13 protein-coding genes are annotated in these 16,707 nt (G+C 62.6%); 1 reads left to right on the forward strand and 12 read right to left on the reverse strand.

Translation table 11 applies throughout. The features are described 5' to 3' along the window. Positions 1–6 precede the first annotated feature (6 nt). Positions 7–870, forward strand: coding sequence for an HlyD family secretion protein (locus V3H56_RS04920; protein ID WP_042732899.1), 864 nt, complete (start codon positions 7–9; stop codon positions 868–870). A 656-nt stretch (positions 871–1,526) separates the two neighbouring features. Here V3H56_RS04920 and V3H56_RS04925 read toward each other — a convergent pair. From V3H56_RS04925 to V3H56_RS04980, 12 genes are all read right to left on the reverse strand, one after another. Then, positions 1,527–2,351: an SDR family oxidoreductase gene (locus V3H56_RS04925; RefSeq protein ID WP_212803433.1), complete on the reverse strand. Its 825-nt coding sequence runs from the start codon at positions 2,349–2,351 to the stop codon at positions 1,527–1,529. 36 nt (positions 2,352–2,387) lie between these two features. Next, positions 2,388–2,852 carry a hypothetical protein gene (locus V3H56_RS04930; protein ID WP_042729905.1) on the reverse strand — a complete coding sequence of 155 codons (465 nt, stop codon included), beginning with the start codon at positions 2,850–2,852 and terminating at the stop codon, positions 2,388–2,390. Between the two features lie 160 nt (positions 2,853–3,012). After that, entirely contained in the window at positions 3,013–4,464 is a 1,452-nt protein-coding gene (locus V3H56_RS04935; RefSeq protein WP_042729904.1) for a mannose-1-phosphate guanylyltransferase/mannose-6-phosphate isomerase, read from the reverse strand. A 215-nt stretch (positions 4,465–4,679) separates the two neighbouring features. Beyond that, positions 4,680–5,345, reverse strand: a complete 666-nt coding sequence (locus tag V3H56_RS04940) for an alginate O-acetyltransferase AlgF (protein ID WP_042729903.1) — start codon at positions 5,343–5,345, stop codon at positions 4,680–4,682. A 14-nt stretch (positions 5,346–5,359) separates the two neighbouring features. Next, positions 5,360–6,535, reverse strand: a complete 1,176-nt coding sequence (locus V3H56_RS04945; protein ID WP_042729902.1) for an alginate O-acetyltransferase — start codon at positions 6,533–6,535, stop codon at positions 5,360–5,362. 11 nt (positions 6,536–6,546) lie between these two features. Continuing rightward, positions 6,547–8,112 carry an MBOAT family protein gene (locus V3H56_RS04950; RefSeq protein ID WP_042729901.1) on the reverse strand — a complete coding sequence of 522 codons (1,566 nt, stop codon included), beginning with the start codon at positions 8,110–8,112 and terminating at the stop codon, positions 6,547–6,549. 186 nt (positions 8,113–8,298) lie between these two features. Continuing rightward, entirely contained in the window at positions 8,299–9,435 is a 1,137-nt protein-coding gene (locus V3H56_RS04955; RefSeq protein ID WP_338474269.1) for a mannuronate-specific alginate lyase, read from the reverse strand. A gap of 11 nt (positions 9,436–9,446) precedes the next feature. Next, positions 9,447–10,895, reverse strand: coding sequence for an alginate O-acetyltransferase (locus tag V3H56_RS04960; RefSeq protein WP_042729899.1), 1,449 nt, complete (start codon positions 10,893–10,895; stop codon positions 9,447–9,449). 11 nt (positions 10,896–10,906) lie between these two features. Further along, the gene (gene algG / locus V3H56_RS04965) at positions 10,907–12,496 is read right to left on the reverse strand and encodes a mannuronan 5-epimerase AlgG (protein WP_042729908.1); all 1,590 of its coding nucleotides are present in this window, start codon (positions 12,494–12,496) and stop codon (positions 10,907–10,909) included. A gap of 26 nt (positions 12,497–12,522) precedes the next feature. Continuing rightward, positions 12,523–14,007 (reverse strand): alginate export family protein, encoded by a 1,485-nt coding sequence (locus V3H56_RS04970; protein ID WP_042729907.1) that lies wholly within the window; start codon positions 14,005–14,007, stop codon positions 12,523–12,525. 5 nt (positions 14,008–14,012) lie between these two features. After that, positions 14,013–15,524: an alginate biosynthesis TPR repeat lipoprotein AlgK gene (algK, locus tag V3H56_RS04975; protein WP_123578181.1), complete on the reverse strand. Its 1,512-nt coding sequence runs from the start codon at positions 15,522–15,524 to the stop codon at positions 14,013–14,015. 9 nt (positions 15,525–15,533) lie between these two features. Then, positions 15,534–16,703 (reverse strand): alginate biosynthesis protein Alg44, encoded by a 1,170-nt coding sequence (locus tag V3H56_RS04980; RefSeq protein ID WP_042729897.1) that lies wholly within the window; start codon positions 16,701–16,703, stop codon positions 15,534–15,536. Positions 16,704–16,707: the final 4 nt, after the last annotated feature.

The raw sequence follows: 16,707 nt of genomic DNA on the forward strand, positions 1-16,707 counted from the left end.
GATGCGATGAAAAAGTTTTTCAGCCTGCTTGCGACGCTGCTGGTGCTGGCCCTGGCGCTGTGGATCGGCCGTGCGTTGTGGGAGCACTACATGAACACGCCCTGGACCCGAGATGGCCGAGTGCGGGCCGACATCATCAACGTGGCCGCCGATGTCAGTGGCGAAGTGGTCGAGGTGGCGGTGCGCGATAACCAGCGGGTGAGCAAGGGCGACCTGCTGATGCGCATCGACCCCGAGCACTATCGCATCGCGGTCAAGCAAGCCCGTTCTCTGGTGGCCTCACGCAAGGCCACTTGGGAAATGCGCAAGGTCAACGCCCATCGCCGTGCCGACCTCGACAGCCTGGTGATCTCCCGGGAAAACCGCGACGACGCGAGCAACATCGCCGACTCGGCCCTGGCCGATTACCAGCACGCCCAGGCGCAACTGGAGGCCGCCGAGTTGAACCTGACGCGCACCGAAGTTCGTGCGGCGGTGGACGGCTACGTGACCAACCTCAACGTCCACCGTGGCGACTATGCGCGCATCGGCGAAGCGAAAATGGCCGTGGTGGACATGAACTCGTTCTGGGTCTACGGCTTCTTCGAGGAGACCAAGCTGCCCAAGGTGCGGATCGGCGATCCGGCGCAGCTGCAACTGATGAGCGGTGAGGTGCTCAAGGGGCACGTGGAAAGCATCTCCCGCGGCATCTACGACCGCGACAACCCGCAAAGCCGCGAGCTGATCGCCGACGTCAACCCGACCTTCAACTGGGTGCGCCTGGCCCAGCGGGTGCCGGTGCGCATCCACCTCGATGAAGTGCCCGAGGGCGTGTTGCTGGCAGCGGGGATGACCTGCACCGTAGTGGTCGAAAACCAGGCCGAGCGGTGACTGTGGGAGCAGGGATTTTGTGGTGTATGTGGATTTGTGGCGTGCCACGAAATCTGTGGGAGCGAGCTTGCTCGCGAAAGCGGTGGTTCAGTGGGCATTGACGGTGGCTGTGCTGGCGCTTTCGCGGGCAAGCCCGCTCCCACAAGAGAGCCGGGGCTGAGGCCAAATCTGCGCCCAAACCACAATCCTCCTGTGGGAGCGAGCTTGCTCGCGAAGGCGGTGGTTCAGTGGGCATTGACGGTGGCTGTGCTGGCGCTTTCGCGGGCAAGCCCGCTCCCACAAGAGAGCCGGGGCTGAGGCCAAATCTGCGCCCAAACCACAATCCTCCTGTGGGAGCGAGCTTGCTCGCGAAGGCGGTGGTTCAGTTGGCATTGACGGTGGCTGTGCTGGCGCTTTCGCGGGCAAGCCCGCTCCCACAATAGAGCCGGGGCTGAGGCCAAATCTGCGCCCGAACCACAATCCTTCTGTGGGAGCGAGCTTGCTCGCGAAGGCGGTGGGTCAGTTGGCATTGATGGTGGCTGTGCAGGCGCTTTCGCGGGCAAGCCCGCTCCCACAGTTGTTCGTGAGTGGCCGGGAGGTTTGTGGCCGTCGCGGTCCCCGTGGCGAGGGAGCTTGCTCCCGCTGGGTGGCGCAGCCGCCCCAAAAAATGCCCGGCGTTAAAGCGAGCCCCCCAGGCCAAACCGCTTCCTCAAGCCCTTCTCCAGCAACCCCTTGGGCAGCAAGCCCACCATCAAGGGCAAGGCCCGGCTGCCGTTGCCCAGGCGCAGCAGGCGGGGTGGTTTGGGTTGTTGGGCGGCCTTGAGCAGTCCGGCGGCGAATTCGTCGGCTGGGGTCGGGTTGTCCTGGGAGGCCCTGGCCCTGGCGCGGATGCCGTCGCGCAGGGGCCACCAGGGTGATCGTTCGGTGAGCAGCTGTTCGGCTTCATGGCCGGCGTTCTTGGCGAAGCTGGAGGCGATGGCGCCGGGCTGGACCTCCATGACCCGGATGCCGAACGGCGCCAGCTCCATGCGCAAGGCATCGCTCAACGCATGCACGGCGGCCTTGGAGGCGCAGTAGGCGCCTGCGAACGGCGTGACCAGCACCCCGGAAACGCTGCCGATGTTCACCACCAACCCCCTGGCCCGACGCAGTACCGGAAACAGCGCGCGCGTCACGCCGACGATGGCGAACACATTGGTCTCGAACTGGCGCTGCATGGCCGGCACACCACCGTCGAGCAACGGGCCCATGGCGCCATAGCCGGCGTTGTTGATCAGCACATCGAGGCCGCCGTGCTGCTGGTTGATCCGCTCGCTCAACTGCTCCAGCGCCGCGCCATCATTCACGTCCAACTGAACAGCGGTAAACCCGGCGGCGCTCAGCGCCGCCACATCCTCAGCTTTACGTGCACTGGCCCAGACCTGATACCCGGCGGTCTTGAAGGCATCCGCCAGGGCGCGGCCGATGCCGCTGGAACATCCGGTGATCAACGCGACAGGCATGGCGCATTCCTTGTGCAAGAAAGTGGAGGCGTGGAATCAGTTGGAGAAACTACCGTGCAATCGCTCGGCGCGAAACTCCAGGCTCTGCGCACGATAGCCCGGACGCAGTGGCGGCAGCGGCAGGCAGTCCTGCCAGCTGGCGCCCGGTTGCAGTTCGCCGGGGCCACGATAGCGCGGTGCATCGTAGGGATTGTCGGCCAGGTTGAGGGTATCACCGGGGGCGTAGGCTGCGACCTGCCAGTACAGCTCGGTCAACGGCACGTCATTACCGTTGTTCAGGTTCAGCGACAGTGGACGGTCGGCGGGGCAGCGCTCGGGCGCATAGGTGATGCGCAGCTCCAGGCGATCGAGCTGGCGGTTCTCGCGGTTTTCCTGCCAGAGCACCCACGCCGCCACCAGGCCCAGCCCGACGAACGCGGCCAGGGACACCGGCAACGCCTTGGCCGGGTAGCGCAGCAACAGGATGAGCCAGGTGATGACCAGCAAGACGCCGATAAGCATGGTGGAAGCCTCCGATACCGTCGTCACATCCTACCGAACGCAACGGCGGTGGCGAAGCGCTGATGCGTGCCAGGACCGCAATGAAAAAAAAGCCCCCACCCAGGCCACTGCGGATAGGGGACGCAGTGGCCTGGATGGGGACTTTTTGTCTTGCCCGGTGTTATTGCGCGATGGTTTTCACCGACACGCCACGTTCGACGGGAGTGGAACGCCCGTAGATGTCCTCGAAGCGCTCGATGTCGTCTTCGCCCAGGTAGCTACCGGACTGCACTTCGATGATTTCCAGCGGGATCTTGCCCGGGTTGCGCAGGCGGTGGACCGACGCGATCGGGATGTAGGTCGACTGGTTCTCGCAGAGCAGGAACACGTTCTCGTCGCAGGTCACTTCGGCGGTGCCGCTGACCACGATCCAGTGTTCGGCACGGTGGTGGTGCATCTGCAGCGACAGGCACGCGCCCGGCTTGACCGAGATGTGCTTGACCTGGAAGCGACCACCCATGTCCACCGAGTCATACGAGCCCCACGGACGATACACTTCGCAGTGGTTCTGAGTTTCGGTACGACCCTGGGCGTTGAGGGTGTTGACCATCTTCTTGACGTCCTGGACCTTGTCCTTGTGGGCAATCATCATGGCGTCCTTGGTCTCGACCACCACGATGTTCTCCAGGCCGATCACCGACACCAGCTTGCCGTTGCCGTGGATCATGCAGTTGCGGCTGTCCTGGACCACCACGTCGCCCTTGGTGACGTTGCCGTCGGCATCCTTGGGATTGACTTCCCACAGCGACGCCCAGCAGCCGACATCGCTCCAGCCCGCCGACAGCGGCACCACGCAGGCACGCTGGGTTTTTTCCATTACCGCGTAGTCGATGGAATTGTCCGGGCAGCAGGCGAAGGTGGCTTCGTCGAAGGTGATGGTGTCCGCGGTCTGCTCGCTGCGCTCAAGGGTCAGCAGGCAGGTGTCGTAGATGTCCGGATCGTGCTTTTTCAGCTCTTCCAGGAAACGGCTGGCGCGGAACAGGAACATGCCGCTGTTCCAGAAGTAGCCGCCGGCCTCGACGAACTCGGTGGCGCGCTTGACGTCGGGTTTTTCGACGAAGTGCGACACGCGGCTCACGCCTTCAGGCAGCAGCGCGTCGTTGGTCGACTTGATGTAGCCATAACCGGTTTCCGGTTTGGTGGCGGGTACGCCGAACAGCACCATTTCGCCTCGCTCGGCGGCCACGGTGGCCAGGGCCAGGGCGCGTTGCAGGGCCTTCTGGTCATCGATCACGTGGTCGGCCGGCAGCACCAGCATCAGCTCGTCGCGGCCTTCGTTGACCAGCATCATCGCGGTCAGCGCCACGGCCGGGGCGGTGTTGCGCCCGAACGGCTCCATCAGGATGCGCTGGGCTTCCAGGTTGCGGCCTGCCAGCTGCTCGTTGACGATGAAACGGTGGTCTTTGTTGCAGACCACGATCGGCGTGTCCATCCCTTCGAACACCAGGCGCTCGAGGGTTTGCTGGAACAGGGTGTGTTCGCCGGTCAGGGCCAGGAACTGTTTAGGGAATTGCTTGCGCGAAAGCGGCCAAAGACGTGAGCCGCTACCACCTGACAAGATCACCGGAATCATGTGTGTTACTCCTTTGAAGCGTAATGGTTATAGAGCTACTGCGTTCTGTCGTTTCACTCTTGTTTTTATTCCGTGCCCGACTGACACCCCAATTCAGGGTGGGAGCGGGCTTGCTCGCGAAAGTGGTGTTTCAGCCAACATCAATGTTGAATGTGAGACCGTATTCGCGAGCAAGCCCGCTCCCACAGGGGCACAACGTCAATCAGGTGAATTCATCAGCGGGTCGACACTGGGCGTTTCACCCATACCGGCGACAGGCTGCTGCCGGAACCGGTGACGTAGAGCACGGCGGCTTCGCCACGCTCCAGGGCCACAGGCTTGAGGTCGCCGACTTTCTTGTCGCCTTCAAACAGCGCCAGGCTTACTTTCACCGGGTTGATTTCACGCTCGCCACGGCCTTTGGCCGCCACGTTCGGGACCACTTCGGTCTTGCCGTCGGCGGTCTTGAGGGTCAGAGCCTTGTCGCTGAGGTTCTGCACGCGCACCAGGGACTTCTGCTTGTTCTTGAACGGTGGTTCTTCGATCAGCTGAGGCTGGCCGCTGGCGTTGTTGACCAGGGTGTAATAGTGATCGGGAGCCAGTTTGACCGGGACGGTCTGGCTGCCGACCTTGGCGCTGTAGTCGCCGCCAGGCATGAAGCTGAAGTCGCTGCTGGCCAGTGGGGCCACGTCGTTGAGGTTGGTGCTGCCGACGGTGGCGCTGACTTCGGCGTTGCTGGCGTTGTAGATGCGCACGAAGCTCGAGCCTTTTGGCGCGACTGGGCCGTACAGGGCCGAGTCACCGGCAAAGGCGGAGAGCGAGAGGGCGCTCATGCTGGCGACGAGGGCGACAGCCTTGAAGGAGCGAGCGGCGAGACGGCGAGGAGTAGTGTTGAAAGTCATGGTGGACCTCTCTTTCAGTTTTGCGCCCGGTCGGGCGTCTCGGATGGGGTGTTGGCGGCTACGTTCTGTTGACGCGCGCCGGCTTGCTTGAGCTCTGCGACCCACTGCGGGTCGGCGTCGCCGATTTCGTTGTTCACAGGCAGGTAACGTTCAGGAAACTCCCAGATCAGCACCTGTGGCGGGCTGTTCTTGAAGGCGTCGCTCTTGAGGTAGCTGAGCATCGGCAGAATCGGGCCGTGGCCGTCTTCGGCGTAGTTCACGACGTCGCTGTGCAGGGCTTGCTTGAGGGCACCGACGAAGTTCCAGTTGGGGTTGGCGCTGTAGCTGGTGCCGATCAGGGCCACGGGCACCTGGGCATCGGCGAACAGCGCGTCGCCTTCGGCCGGCTGGTCGTCGGCTTCGCGGGTGTTGCGTTTGACCAGCGGCTCCTGGGCTGGCATCAGGTTCTCGAACAATGGATCGAGTGGCAGGAACTGGCGCAGGTCGCCCTTGTGGGTGATTTTCTCCGCGGGCTCGGTCACGAAACGCTGTGGCTGGCCTTCCAGCGGCGTGCGTTCGGCAATCGCCTTGGCGATGTGCTCGGCCGCGACCTGGGCACCTTCCGGAGTCCAGTGGGTGTCGGTGCGCAGGAACACTTGCTGGCCGCTTTGCTTGGCCTGTTGCAGGGGGCCAAGCAGGTCGGGGGCGAGGATCTTGTCAGCCGCCACGCGGCTGTGGAAATCCTGGTAGAGGTTGGCGTGAATGCTCGAAGGCTTCACTTCACCCAGGTGCTCGGGGTACAGCCGCGCCTTGGCCGGCACGATCGCCATGACCAGGGTCACGCCTTGTTCCTTGAGCTTCTGGCGCACGCCTTCGACCAGCGCGTAGTTGCCTTGCAGGTTCAGCTCTTCGTTGACGATCGGGTTGAACTCTTCGTCGCTGTACAGCCACTGGTCGCGGCCCAGGACCACGCCCTTGCGGCCTTCGTTGAACAGCTTGTAGTCCAGCGCGGCCCAGATGTTGGTGCCCAGGCGCTTGATCGGGAACTCGTCGTCGTAGTGCGTTTCCACGGCTTTGGCCCAGCGACCGTTGAGCACGGTCGCGTCCGGGTTGGTGTTGAAGCCGAAGAAGCTGCGCATCGACCAGAGACCCAGGGCCGTCAGGATCACCATGAACAGCGTGACATAGAAGATGCGTAATGAGCGGGTCATGTTCAGATCCCTCAGAACTGGAAGTAAAGGAACGGCGAGAAGCTTTGCGCCGAGAGTTTGAGAATCGAGGCAATGAACAGCAGCAGTACCAGGGCGCGCATCACGTAGCGCGACCAGTCCACGGTCCAGTAGGCCGGTTGCACCTGGGCTTCGACACCGACGGTGTAGCCGGGTTCGTGGATAGCCGACGGGTTGTCGCCTGGTACGGCCTTGATCAGGCCCGGTTGGGCTGTGGCCGGGCCGTTGGCCTCGGTGTTCACTTCAGGCTTGGCCTTGACCGGCGGACGGTTGGTGTAGAAGTCGCGCAGGCCGAAGAAGGCGAGGGTGACGTAGGCCACCACCAGCGTGGCGATCTGCAGGCCGGTGAGGTTGGCGCGGGTCAGTTCCGACAGCGACCAGTCGCCGAAGCTGAACATGGCGCCGTACATGCGACCGGCCACGTGCAGGTTCTCGGCACGGAAAATCACCCAGCCCATGACCACCAGCAGGAAGGTCAATGCCCAGCGGATCGGGTTGATGGTGCGTGGGGTGGTGTTGATGCCCACGGCCTTCTCGATGGCCAGCCAGATGCCGTGCCAGGCGCCCCAGATCACGTAGGTGATGTTCGCACCGTGCCACAGGCCACCGAGCAGCATGGTCAGGAACAGGTTGCGGTAGGTCATCAACGTGCCTTTGCGGTTACCGCCCAGGGTGATGTAGAGGTAGTCGCGCAGCCAGGTGGAGAGGCTGATGTGCCAGCGACGCCAGAACTCGGTGATCGATTGGCTGATGTAGGGCTGCTTGAAGTTTTCCATGAAGCGGAAACCCATCATCAGGCCCAGGCCGATGGCCATGTCGCTGTAGCCGGAGAAGTCGAAGTACAGCTGCGCGGTGTAGGCCAGCGCACCGAGCCAGGCGTCACCGGTGGTCGGGTTCTGCAGGGCGAAGCAATGGTCGGCCACCACCGCCAGGGTGTCGGCGATGAACACTTTCTTGATGAAGCCCTGCATGAAGCGCGTGCAGCCTTCGGAGAACTTGTCCAGGGTGTGGGTGCGGTTGTTGAACTGGTCGGCCAGGTCGCGAAAGCGCAACACGGGGCCGGCGATCAGGTGCGGGAAAATCGCCACGAACGCCGCGAAGTCGATCAGGTTGCGGGTGGCCGGGGTGTCACCGCGATAGACGTCGATGATGTAGCTGATGGACTCGAAGATGTAGAACGAGATCCCGATCGGCAACAGCACGTGGGTCAGGATGAACGGCTCCAGGCCGAAGCTGGTCATGATCGCATTGAGGCTGTCCACGCCGAAGTTGGCGTACTTGAAGTAGCCCAGGATGCACAAGTCCACTGCCACGCCGAGCAACAGCCAGCGCTGGGCCGGTTTGGTCCGCACGCCGGCGGCGCCGACCTTCAGGCCGATCCAGTAGTTCCACAGGGTGACGGCGGCGAACAAGGCCAGGAAGTCCACCCGCCACCAGGCATAGAACACATAGCTGGCAATCAGCAGCAGCAGGTTGCGATAGCGTTGCCCGCTCAAGTAATACAGGCCGAGAAAGATCGGCAAGAACAGGAACAGGAACACATTGGATGAAAATACCATCCCGATCTCTCCATGTTGAATCAACAGTCAAGGGCCAGAGCCCCCCCAAACCCCCCCATGAAAACCGGGGAGTGATGACCCTGTGGGAGCGGGCTTGCTCGCGAAGGCGGTGTGTCAGTCGACATCGATGCTGGATGTCAGAGCGCTTTCGCGAGCAAGCCCGCTCCCACAGGGATCCGTGTGTATCTAAGAACCTTTGCTGCCTTTTTCGTTGGCCGGGTCATACACCTTGGTCAAGTCCCCGCCGAGGCGGAAGGTCTTGAACGGTTGCATTTCATGCTTGCGTTCCAGCACATCCTCGGGGCAGCTGTAGAGGCTGCAGAACGGTTCGAGCCAGGCGAATTTCGAATCGACCCTCAAATCTTTCATGTCCTGCTCTTCGCCGTTCTTCTCTTCGAAGATCTCCGGGTCCTTCACCCCGGCCAGCACCCGGTCACCCAACCGCTTGAGGGCACCGTTGTTTTCCTGGCGCAGGTCGACACCGTTGACCTGGGCGAAACTGGCGATCATCGCCAGCGGCGGCAGGGCATAGTTGTGATACGACAAGGCCCGTTGCTTGCGCTTGAGTTCGTTGGGCAGGTAGCCGTCGGCGTCGACCTGGTTGACCCCGACCTTGTATTCCTTGACGGCCCAGTCGAACAGGTCGCGGCGGTTGGTTGCCACGGAGGTGGCCATCACCGACCAGGCGGCCCAGTACGAGTGGTTGTTGGTCTTGTCCAACGGCAGGTTGTCCCAGTCGCTGACCACCTGGTCGGCCATCTTGCTGAACCAGCTTTCGATCAGTTGCGCTTGTTCCTGATGGTTTTCCAGCGGCCGCGACTCGGAGAACTTCAAGCGCACATAGGCCGAGGCCATGCTGCCCAGGGCCCATTTGCGCATGGACTTGCCGGTGTGGTTGAAGTCCTTGGACATCAGCGCATCGGCCTTGGCCCAGGTGGTCAGCCAGTTCAGGGTGCATTCCAATTGTTCCGGGCGACCGTCACGCATGAATTGCATCACCTGCTTGCTGACGCCGCGCTCGATCTTGGTGATGTCGGCGGTGCTGTCGCGAAAGGCTTTTTCCGATTGCACGTTCAGGGTCGCGCGGGCCTTGTCGGAGCCCTCGTACTTGCTGCGAAATTGCAGGGAACCGGTGTAGGGCGTCGGGGTGGCATCGCAGCCTTGGGAGGCTTCGCCCACCTTGACCTTCTCGATCGGTGCGAAGTAGCCCTGTGGCGGGCGCAGCGGGGCCGCCGCCTGCGTGGCCCCGGCGAACATCGCCAGGGTCAGCAGGGACGGTGCCAGCAGTGTTTTCAACGTTCGGGTATGCGTGGTTCTGGTCATGAGACGAGACCTCATTGTCCGATCTGAGCCGTTTGTTCGGCTTGCACAGATGCGTTGCGTTTGCAGACTTTCGCTTCCACCTGCAGAGGGGCTGCACCGGCTTCAGGCCCCTGGACTTCCAGGGCCAGCAGGTTCTGGGAAGCCCAGTCTTCGTCGGTGCGCAGTTGGAAGGCGAAACGCCCGTCGGTTTCGGAGGTATCCGGTTTTTCGATCTTGATATCCTCGTGGCGCCCATTCATGTACCAGAGGGTGGCTTGCAAGGTTTTCACCGAGGTATCGGCGAAGCGGATGTCGATCTGGTGACTGCTGTTACGCAGGTCCATATTCTTGCTATTGACCATCAATTCGTTCTTGCCCGGCTTGAGGGCGGTCTTGCTGCTCATCAGCGCCGGCTTGCCTTCACAGCCGTTGTTGTCGAGCAACGCCATCATCTGGCGGTAGATGGTTTCCTGGTCCAGGCGATACAGCGGCGAGAACTCCCAGATGAGGATCTTCGGCGGGTTCTTCTGGAACTCTTCGCTGCCCAGGTACTGGATCATGGCGCCCTCGAAACCGCCGCCGGGGAAGGCCACGTTGAGGATGTCGGCGCCGATGGCTTCTTCCAGGAAACCGGCGAAGTTGTAGTTCTTGCCACTGTGGCTGGTGCCCACGAGGGTGATCTGCGGGTTGCCGGAATCGCCGAACAGGTCGCCGTCACCGGCCTCGCCCTTCGGCTCGGTGGTGAACTGGTCCATGTACTGGATGGCATAGCTGGTGCCGCACAGTTGGCCGGCCATGTTGTGCAGGGTGCCGGTCTTGCCCATGCGGCCGGACTTCTTGGTCTCGAATTCACGCTTGGGAATGTCGGCGAAGGCCGGGAGCTGCTTGACCTTCTCGGCAACGATCTTGGCCGTGCGTTGGGCACCGTAAGGCGTCCAGTGTTGGTCGCCACGGAAGTAGAAGTCGTGGGCCGGGAGGGTTTCAGGCAGGTTTTCGTTGGTCAGCGGCGACAGGTCCGGCACCACGTAACCCATCTGGGCGAAGCGGCCCAGCATGGTCTTGTAGTTGGTCAGGGCCTTGTCGAAATCGAAGCTGGCCTTCTCCTGGGGGTTGAGCTTGTTGCGGTTCACCAGGCCACGGGTCGGCTGGTAGACCAGCACCAGTTCGACACCCTTGGCCTTGAACGCGTCATGCAATTGTTGCAGGCGCTTGTAGCCGGCCGGGGTGGTGTTGAACTCGGTACGCAGGTCTTCCTGGGTCCGGAACAGCCAGTCACCCTGGGCCTGGACCAGCGTGGTGAAGTTCTGCTGGTAGCGCGTGGTGTAGTTCTTCGCATCGTGGGCCGCAGGGCACAGGTTGCAGCAAGGCTCGGCCGTGAAGGTCGGTGCCTGGATTTCATCGGCGCGCGCGCCCGAGGTGGCGGCGAGAATGCCGGCAGTCAGGGCGGACAGGCCCAGAAGCTTGATCATCTGTGGGTTCATAAAGGTCATCCTCAGTCCCGCAATTCGGTCTGGCTTTCGACAGGGTCGATCAGCACGGCTTTCTGCTGGCGCACCAGCAGGTCGAGAATTTCATCCTGGCGTTCACCCAGGATTCCCGTGAAGCTGATGCCGCTGGATTTGGTCGGCGCGAGCATGGACACGCGGTACAGCTCCACGCTCAAGGGCGAGTCGATGGACAGTGGGCCGCTGCCGTTGGCAGCCAGTTCACCACCCACCACGATCAGCGAGACCTCGGCGTCGAACGGGTCGAGCTTGATGTCGCGGTCGGTGTCGGACAGGTCCTTGATGTGGCCGTAGATCCCGGTCAGGCCGTTGGCCATGGATACGTTTTCGTAGAGGCGGATGTTCACGCTGTTACGAATCCGGATGCCGTGACGCTGGTTGCTGATCACCTTGTTGTCCCACAACAGGTTGTCGGCACTCTCGTAGAGGGTGATGCCGTCGGTGTGGTTCTTGTAGATCTCGTTGTAGGCAATGATGTTGTTGACGCTGTTACGGTCGATCACCAGGCCCGAGAGCTTGTTGTCGTAGCTGCGGTTGTTGAAGATGAAGCTGTCGTTGACCTCACGGGAAATGATGATCCCGTGCTTCTTCTTCGTCCCGTAGACCGTGTTGTCGGCGATGATCAGCCGATGGGAACGGTCGTGGGGGTCGATGCCGTAGACGATGTTGTCTTTGTAGGTGTTGCTCTTGACCACGAAGTCGCGGGTCTCGTAGCAGTAGAAGCCGTACCACATGTCCGAGAACTCGGAACCGATGATCCAGCCGGTCGGTTCCGGACGCTTGAGGACCTTGGCCATGTTCGGCGTGTACTGGGAAATACTCACCCCGTACGACTTACTGTTGGAGTAACCGAAGCTGGCCATCTTGGTGTTGACGATGTAGGTCTCGGTGCCGCCCCAGGACAGCAGGAACGGACGGAATTCCTTGGGCGAGCGGAACGTGGCGGGGCCGTTGTCCTTTTCACGCCAGCCGGTGACCTTGGTGTCGCGGATAAACATCTGGCCATCGTTGACCAGGAACGAGCCGCCCTCCTGGGACAGGCGCAGTTCCTGGGTCTGTTTGTCGATTTCCAGGATGCCTTTCTGGCCGACCACGATCGGGATCTTCGCCAGGTAGACACCGGGCGAGGTCTCGATGATGTACTTGGGCACCTTCTTGGCCACGTCCTTGAGATTCATGTAGCCGTCGTCGAGGAAGATGGCCTGGGGGATGCCGTGCTGGCGCACCACCCACTCGGCCATCTTGTTGTCGCCGCCGATGAAGTCCTTCAAGGCGTTTTCCTGCATCATCCGGCGCACGCTGACCTTGCCGGTCTTGGTCCGCACGATCTTGGCCGCGGCCGCTTCGGCGGTGAAGCCCTTGAGGTCGGGCAAGGTCGGCTTGGCCAGTTCCAGCGGCGCGGTCGGCGCGCTGTTGACGGTGTAGGTCTTGGCGCGTTGCAGTTCCTTGACCACGTTGCCTGGCTTGACCGCCGGTTCAACGTTGGCGAACGCCGGCGAGCCGGCCAGCAGCATCGCTGCGACCAACAGGCTGATCGAACCTTTCATCGCCTGGCTGTTCCTGAGGTAGCGGTTCATTTCGGGCACTCCCATGGCCATTTGCATCAGAAGCGCCAGATCACGTCGACAAAGGCGCGATGCATGTACGAATCGACCTCTTTGCCGTAGGCATCGCCTGGCTTGAACACACCGCCACGAAAGCGCACCAGCGCCGATGGCTCATCGATGGACTGGCTCAACGCGGCAGGCAGCAGACCTTGCTTGAAGTACTTGGTGACGACGAGGTCGACTTCCTGGCCCAGGTCCTTGTCGCCGTCACGCAGCGGCAGGGTCGAGGTGGACAGGATGGCGCCGGTGACGTCGTCGGTGTTGTTCTGCACGGCGTTGATGCCGTTGCTGCCCACCGGCTTGTTGCCGTCTACGCGCCAGAACTTGTGGTACACCAGGCTGGCGTCGTATTCGTCGCGCAACTGCCAGGAACCGAACAGGCTGGCGCTCTGGGTGTTGGCCATTTCGCCGCGGAAGGCTTCGCCGAAACGGTGGACCCGCGAGCGCGTGCCGGTGAAGTTCGAGCGGTTGCTCTGCAGGCCGTTTTGTTCGTAGTCCTCGCTGGCGCGGGCATAGGCCGCACCGACTTGCCATTGCGGGTCGAGGCGCAGGCGGATACCCAGGTCGGTGGCCCAGCCGTCGACGTCATCGCTGCGCTTGGCTTGCGCCGGGCGCGTGCCGTCGGCATTGAGCGCATTGACGGTGTCGCGGTCGCCGGTCATGCCGGTGATGCTGGCCCAGTAGTTGACGGTGTTGGTGTTGCGCCAGTTGTAGGCGTCGCTGTTGGCTTCCAGGCCCAGCCAGGTCAAGTCGCCGTTCTGGGTCTTGTCCAGGGTGTCGGTAGGCTCGCCCGGTGTCGGGTAGTCGAGGCTGCCGTTGTCATGGGTGTGGTGGGCACGGATTCCGGCCCACTGGCCTGGCATCCACTGGTAGCCGACGTCGCCATAGACGTGCAGGCGATCCTTGTCCTTGGGCGACAGTTCCTTGAGGTCGGTGCGGTACTCGCTGAAGCGTTCGGCAACGCCGAGGTTGGCCCGCAGCAACGTGGTGTCGAAGGTCCAGTTCAGGGCCTCGATATTGGTGTCGCGCCATTGGCCGTCGTCGTTGCGCAGGCGCTGGCGGCCGAACTTCAATTGCTCGCCCGGGTACGGGGTCAGGCCGCTGTAGCCAATCCAGAATTCACGCATTGCCAGGTAGCTTTTCTTGGCTTCGCGGTCGCCGCTGTCGGTCTGTTCGGTGGCGCCGTCGGATTGTTGCAGGGTGTCCGTCTCGATGATGTCGGTGGAGGTCACGGCCTGAGCCATGGCGTAGGCGCTCCAGTTACCGCTTTCACCGTAGACCCAAGGGCGCAGGTCCAGGCCGATACCGTTGACGTCGCCACCGCTCTGGGTGCCGAGGTCGCGGTCGTCTTCGGACTGGCCGGTGATCTTCACTTCCAGGCCGAAGTTCTTGGTTTCAGTCAGGGCGGCCAGCGTCGGGCAGGACCAGAGCAGGGCGCATGTCAGGCCAATACCGGCCTGCACAAAAGGATTGAGCTTCAAAGGCTTCATAGTTGTTCCTCGCCGTCATCTTCTTTTAGGGCTTGCAGTTCCAGCGTATCGGGGCTCATGGCGCCCCGAATGGCCTGCTCCTGTTTTAGCAGGCGCTGGGCTTGTGCAAGTTGCTGCGGCGGTAATTGGGCTTCGAGGGTCTGGGCAAGTTCGATGGCTTGCGGGGTGTTCTGTACCTTGGCCAACTGGCTGAATACATAGGCGTTGACCGGGTTGGGCTTGGTGCCCTTGCCCTGGGAGAACAACTGGGCAATGGCGAAGTCGGCGCTGTTCTGGCCGTTGCGGGCGGCCTTGAGCAGATGGTCCAGGGCTTTTTGCGAGTACACCTGGCCCAGGTAGCCACGGCGATAGATCTGGCCGAGGTAGTAATCGGCGGCCACTTCGCGGCCCACGGCTTTCTGGAAATGTGCCTCGGCGGCCTTGGCATCGGCCGGGACCCACTTGCCTTCGTAGTACAGCTTGCCCAGCAACAGCTCGGCACGCGGCTGGTCGGCGGCGCGGCCGTTTTCCAGGTACTGCATCATCTTGTCGACGTCGCCCAGTTCAGGGAAATCGTAGAGCAGCTGCGCCAGGCTGACCCAGGCAGCGGGGTAGCCGGGGGCGATGCCTTCGAGCAGCGACTGGGCGGTTTTTTCGTCGGTCTTACCCAGGCTGGCATCGGCCAGGACCCGGGCAACACTGTCCACGCGCTGGGCGGATACGACGCCGCGGGCGTGGCCGGCCTGCATCTGCTTGATCAACTCGGCCTGCTGTTCCGGCTGGCCGCGTTTCTGATAGACCGTGGCCAGTTCGACGTAGCAGATGTCGGTGGTGGCCAACGCGGCCTTGCAGACTTTCTCGACTTCGTCCAGGTGCTGGTCGTAGGTGCCCTGGGTGCGGTAGAGCAGGATCTGCGCCAGGCCCGCTTCCGGGTAGCCGGCGCTGCGCCATTGGCTGATCTGCTGCTGGGCGTTGACGTTCGGGAAACTGTGCGGGTATTGCAGGTACAGCATCGCCAGCGGGATCAGGGTGTTGCCTTCACCGTTGGCGAAGGCTTTTTTCAACAGGCCTTCGGCTTCGTGCTTTTCGGCTTCGGTGGAGCCGGGTTTGGCCACCAGCAGGCGACCCAGGCGCGCCTGGGCCCGTGGCGAGATGTCGGCGGCGGCGCGGTAGGTCGCCTCGGCTTTTCTCATCTGCTCCGGATCACGGCTGTCCACCTGAATATCGGCCAGGCCGACCTGGGCTTCGCTGTAGCCCAGGTCTGCCAACTGCTGGTAGTTCTGCTGCGCCAGCGCCGTGTCGCCGCGCTTGAGCGCTTCGTTGGCCAGGCGCTGGTCGGGCAGGCCGGCGCAGCCGGCCAGGCTGATTGCCAAGGCCAGTGCGCAGTACCCCGATCGAATGTGGGAGCGAGCTTGCTCGCGATGCAGGCCGCTCGATACATCAGACACACTGCGCTGATCCCATCGCGAGCAAGCTCGCTCCCACAGGGAATGCGGTGCGTTGTTGTTTTGTGGAGTGGTCACGGGCATATCCTCGACTTAGATACCGACAGCCATGGCTTTGTCGATCAGCCAGTTCAGGTTCGGGCCACGGTCGCTGTGGACTTCCACAGGACGGCCGGCCAGCGAGCTGTCCAGCGGCTCGTCAGGCTTGATCAGCACGCGGATGTCGGAGGAGAGGTCTTCACTTTTCAGGCTGGTGCTGCTGACGATCTTGCCGGTGCGGGTGGTGTCTTCGCCGGCCACCTGGAAGTTGACCGAGGTGCCTGGGCGCACGTCGCCGAATTGGCGATACGAGAAGCGTGCCTCGACGTTGGCTTCGGTGCCGCGTGGCACCAGTTGGAAGATCACGTCGCCCTTGCTGGCGTACTGACCGTTGGCGACCAGTTGCTGGGCCACGATGCAGTCGCATGGCGAGGTCAGGGTGCCGGTCATTTGCTTGCCGAACAGTTCCTCGACCTTGGCCGGTTGCAGCTGGTTGTCGTCTAGGTGGCCCTTGAGCACGTCGAGCATGCTGGTGCTGAAGGTCGCCAGCGGAGCGCCCTTGGCGGCCACGCCGTCAGCCTTGACCAGGCTCTGCACGGTGCCGTCGCGCGGCATGGTGATGGCCATGCCGGGTACGTTCACCAGGCCCGCCTGGGCGTGGCTGACGAAGTACATGCCGTACACCGACTTGAAGATGAAGCCGAACGCGGCCAGGCCGACGACGAAGATCCCGAGGCTGAAGGTCACTGCGCGCAGGCGACCGAAAGCGCTCATGCCGCCGCTTTCGTCTTTCTGCTTGCGTGCCTTGGTGAAGTTGTCGCGCTGCAAGGTCGCCAGCACGTCGCCGACACCGACGATGTCGCCGGCCAGGTGCGAGGTGATGATGTGACGCAGCGTGGCGATGTCCCGTGGCTCCAGGTTCTGGAACTGGCAACCGGTGCGGCCGGTCTGGCGGTCGAAGGAGCGGATCTGCAATTCCACGTCCATGGCCAGGCCAAGGTTGTCGATCACGAACTGCAGGCGGGCCTTGTAGGTTTCACCCACCTTGAGCGGCATCTGGCCGGCGTTGAAGCAAAGGCCGCCAGCGGACAGGTCCAGGACCTTGACTTCCATTGGCGTGCGGTCGGGGCCGAAGAAACGCAGCTTGGCCGGGATTTTCACTCGGGCGTGCTGGCGCTGGGCTTCGGATTCATGCACTACGTTGACGTTCACGGCGGTGTTCATAGGG

This window comes from Pseudomonas sp. MS646, from assembly GCF_036693845.1.
Taxonomy (GTDB): Bacteria; Pseudomonadota; Gammaproteobacteria; order Pseudomonadales; family Pseudomonadaceae; genus Aquipseudomonas; species Aquipseudomonas chlororaphis_E.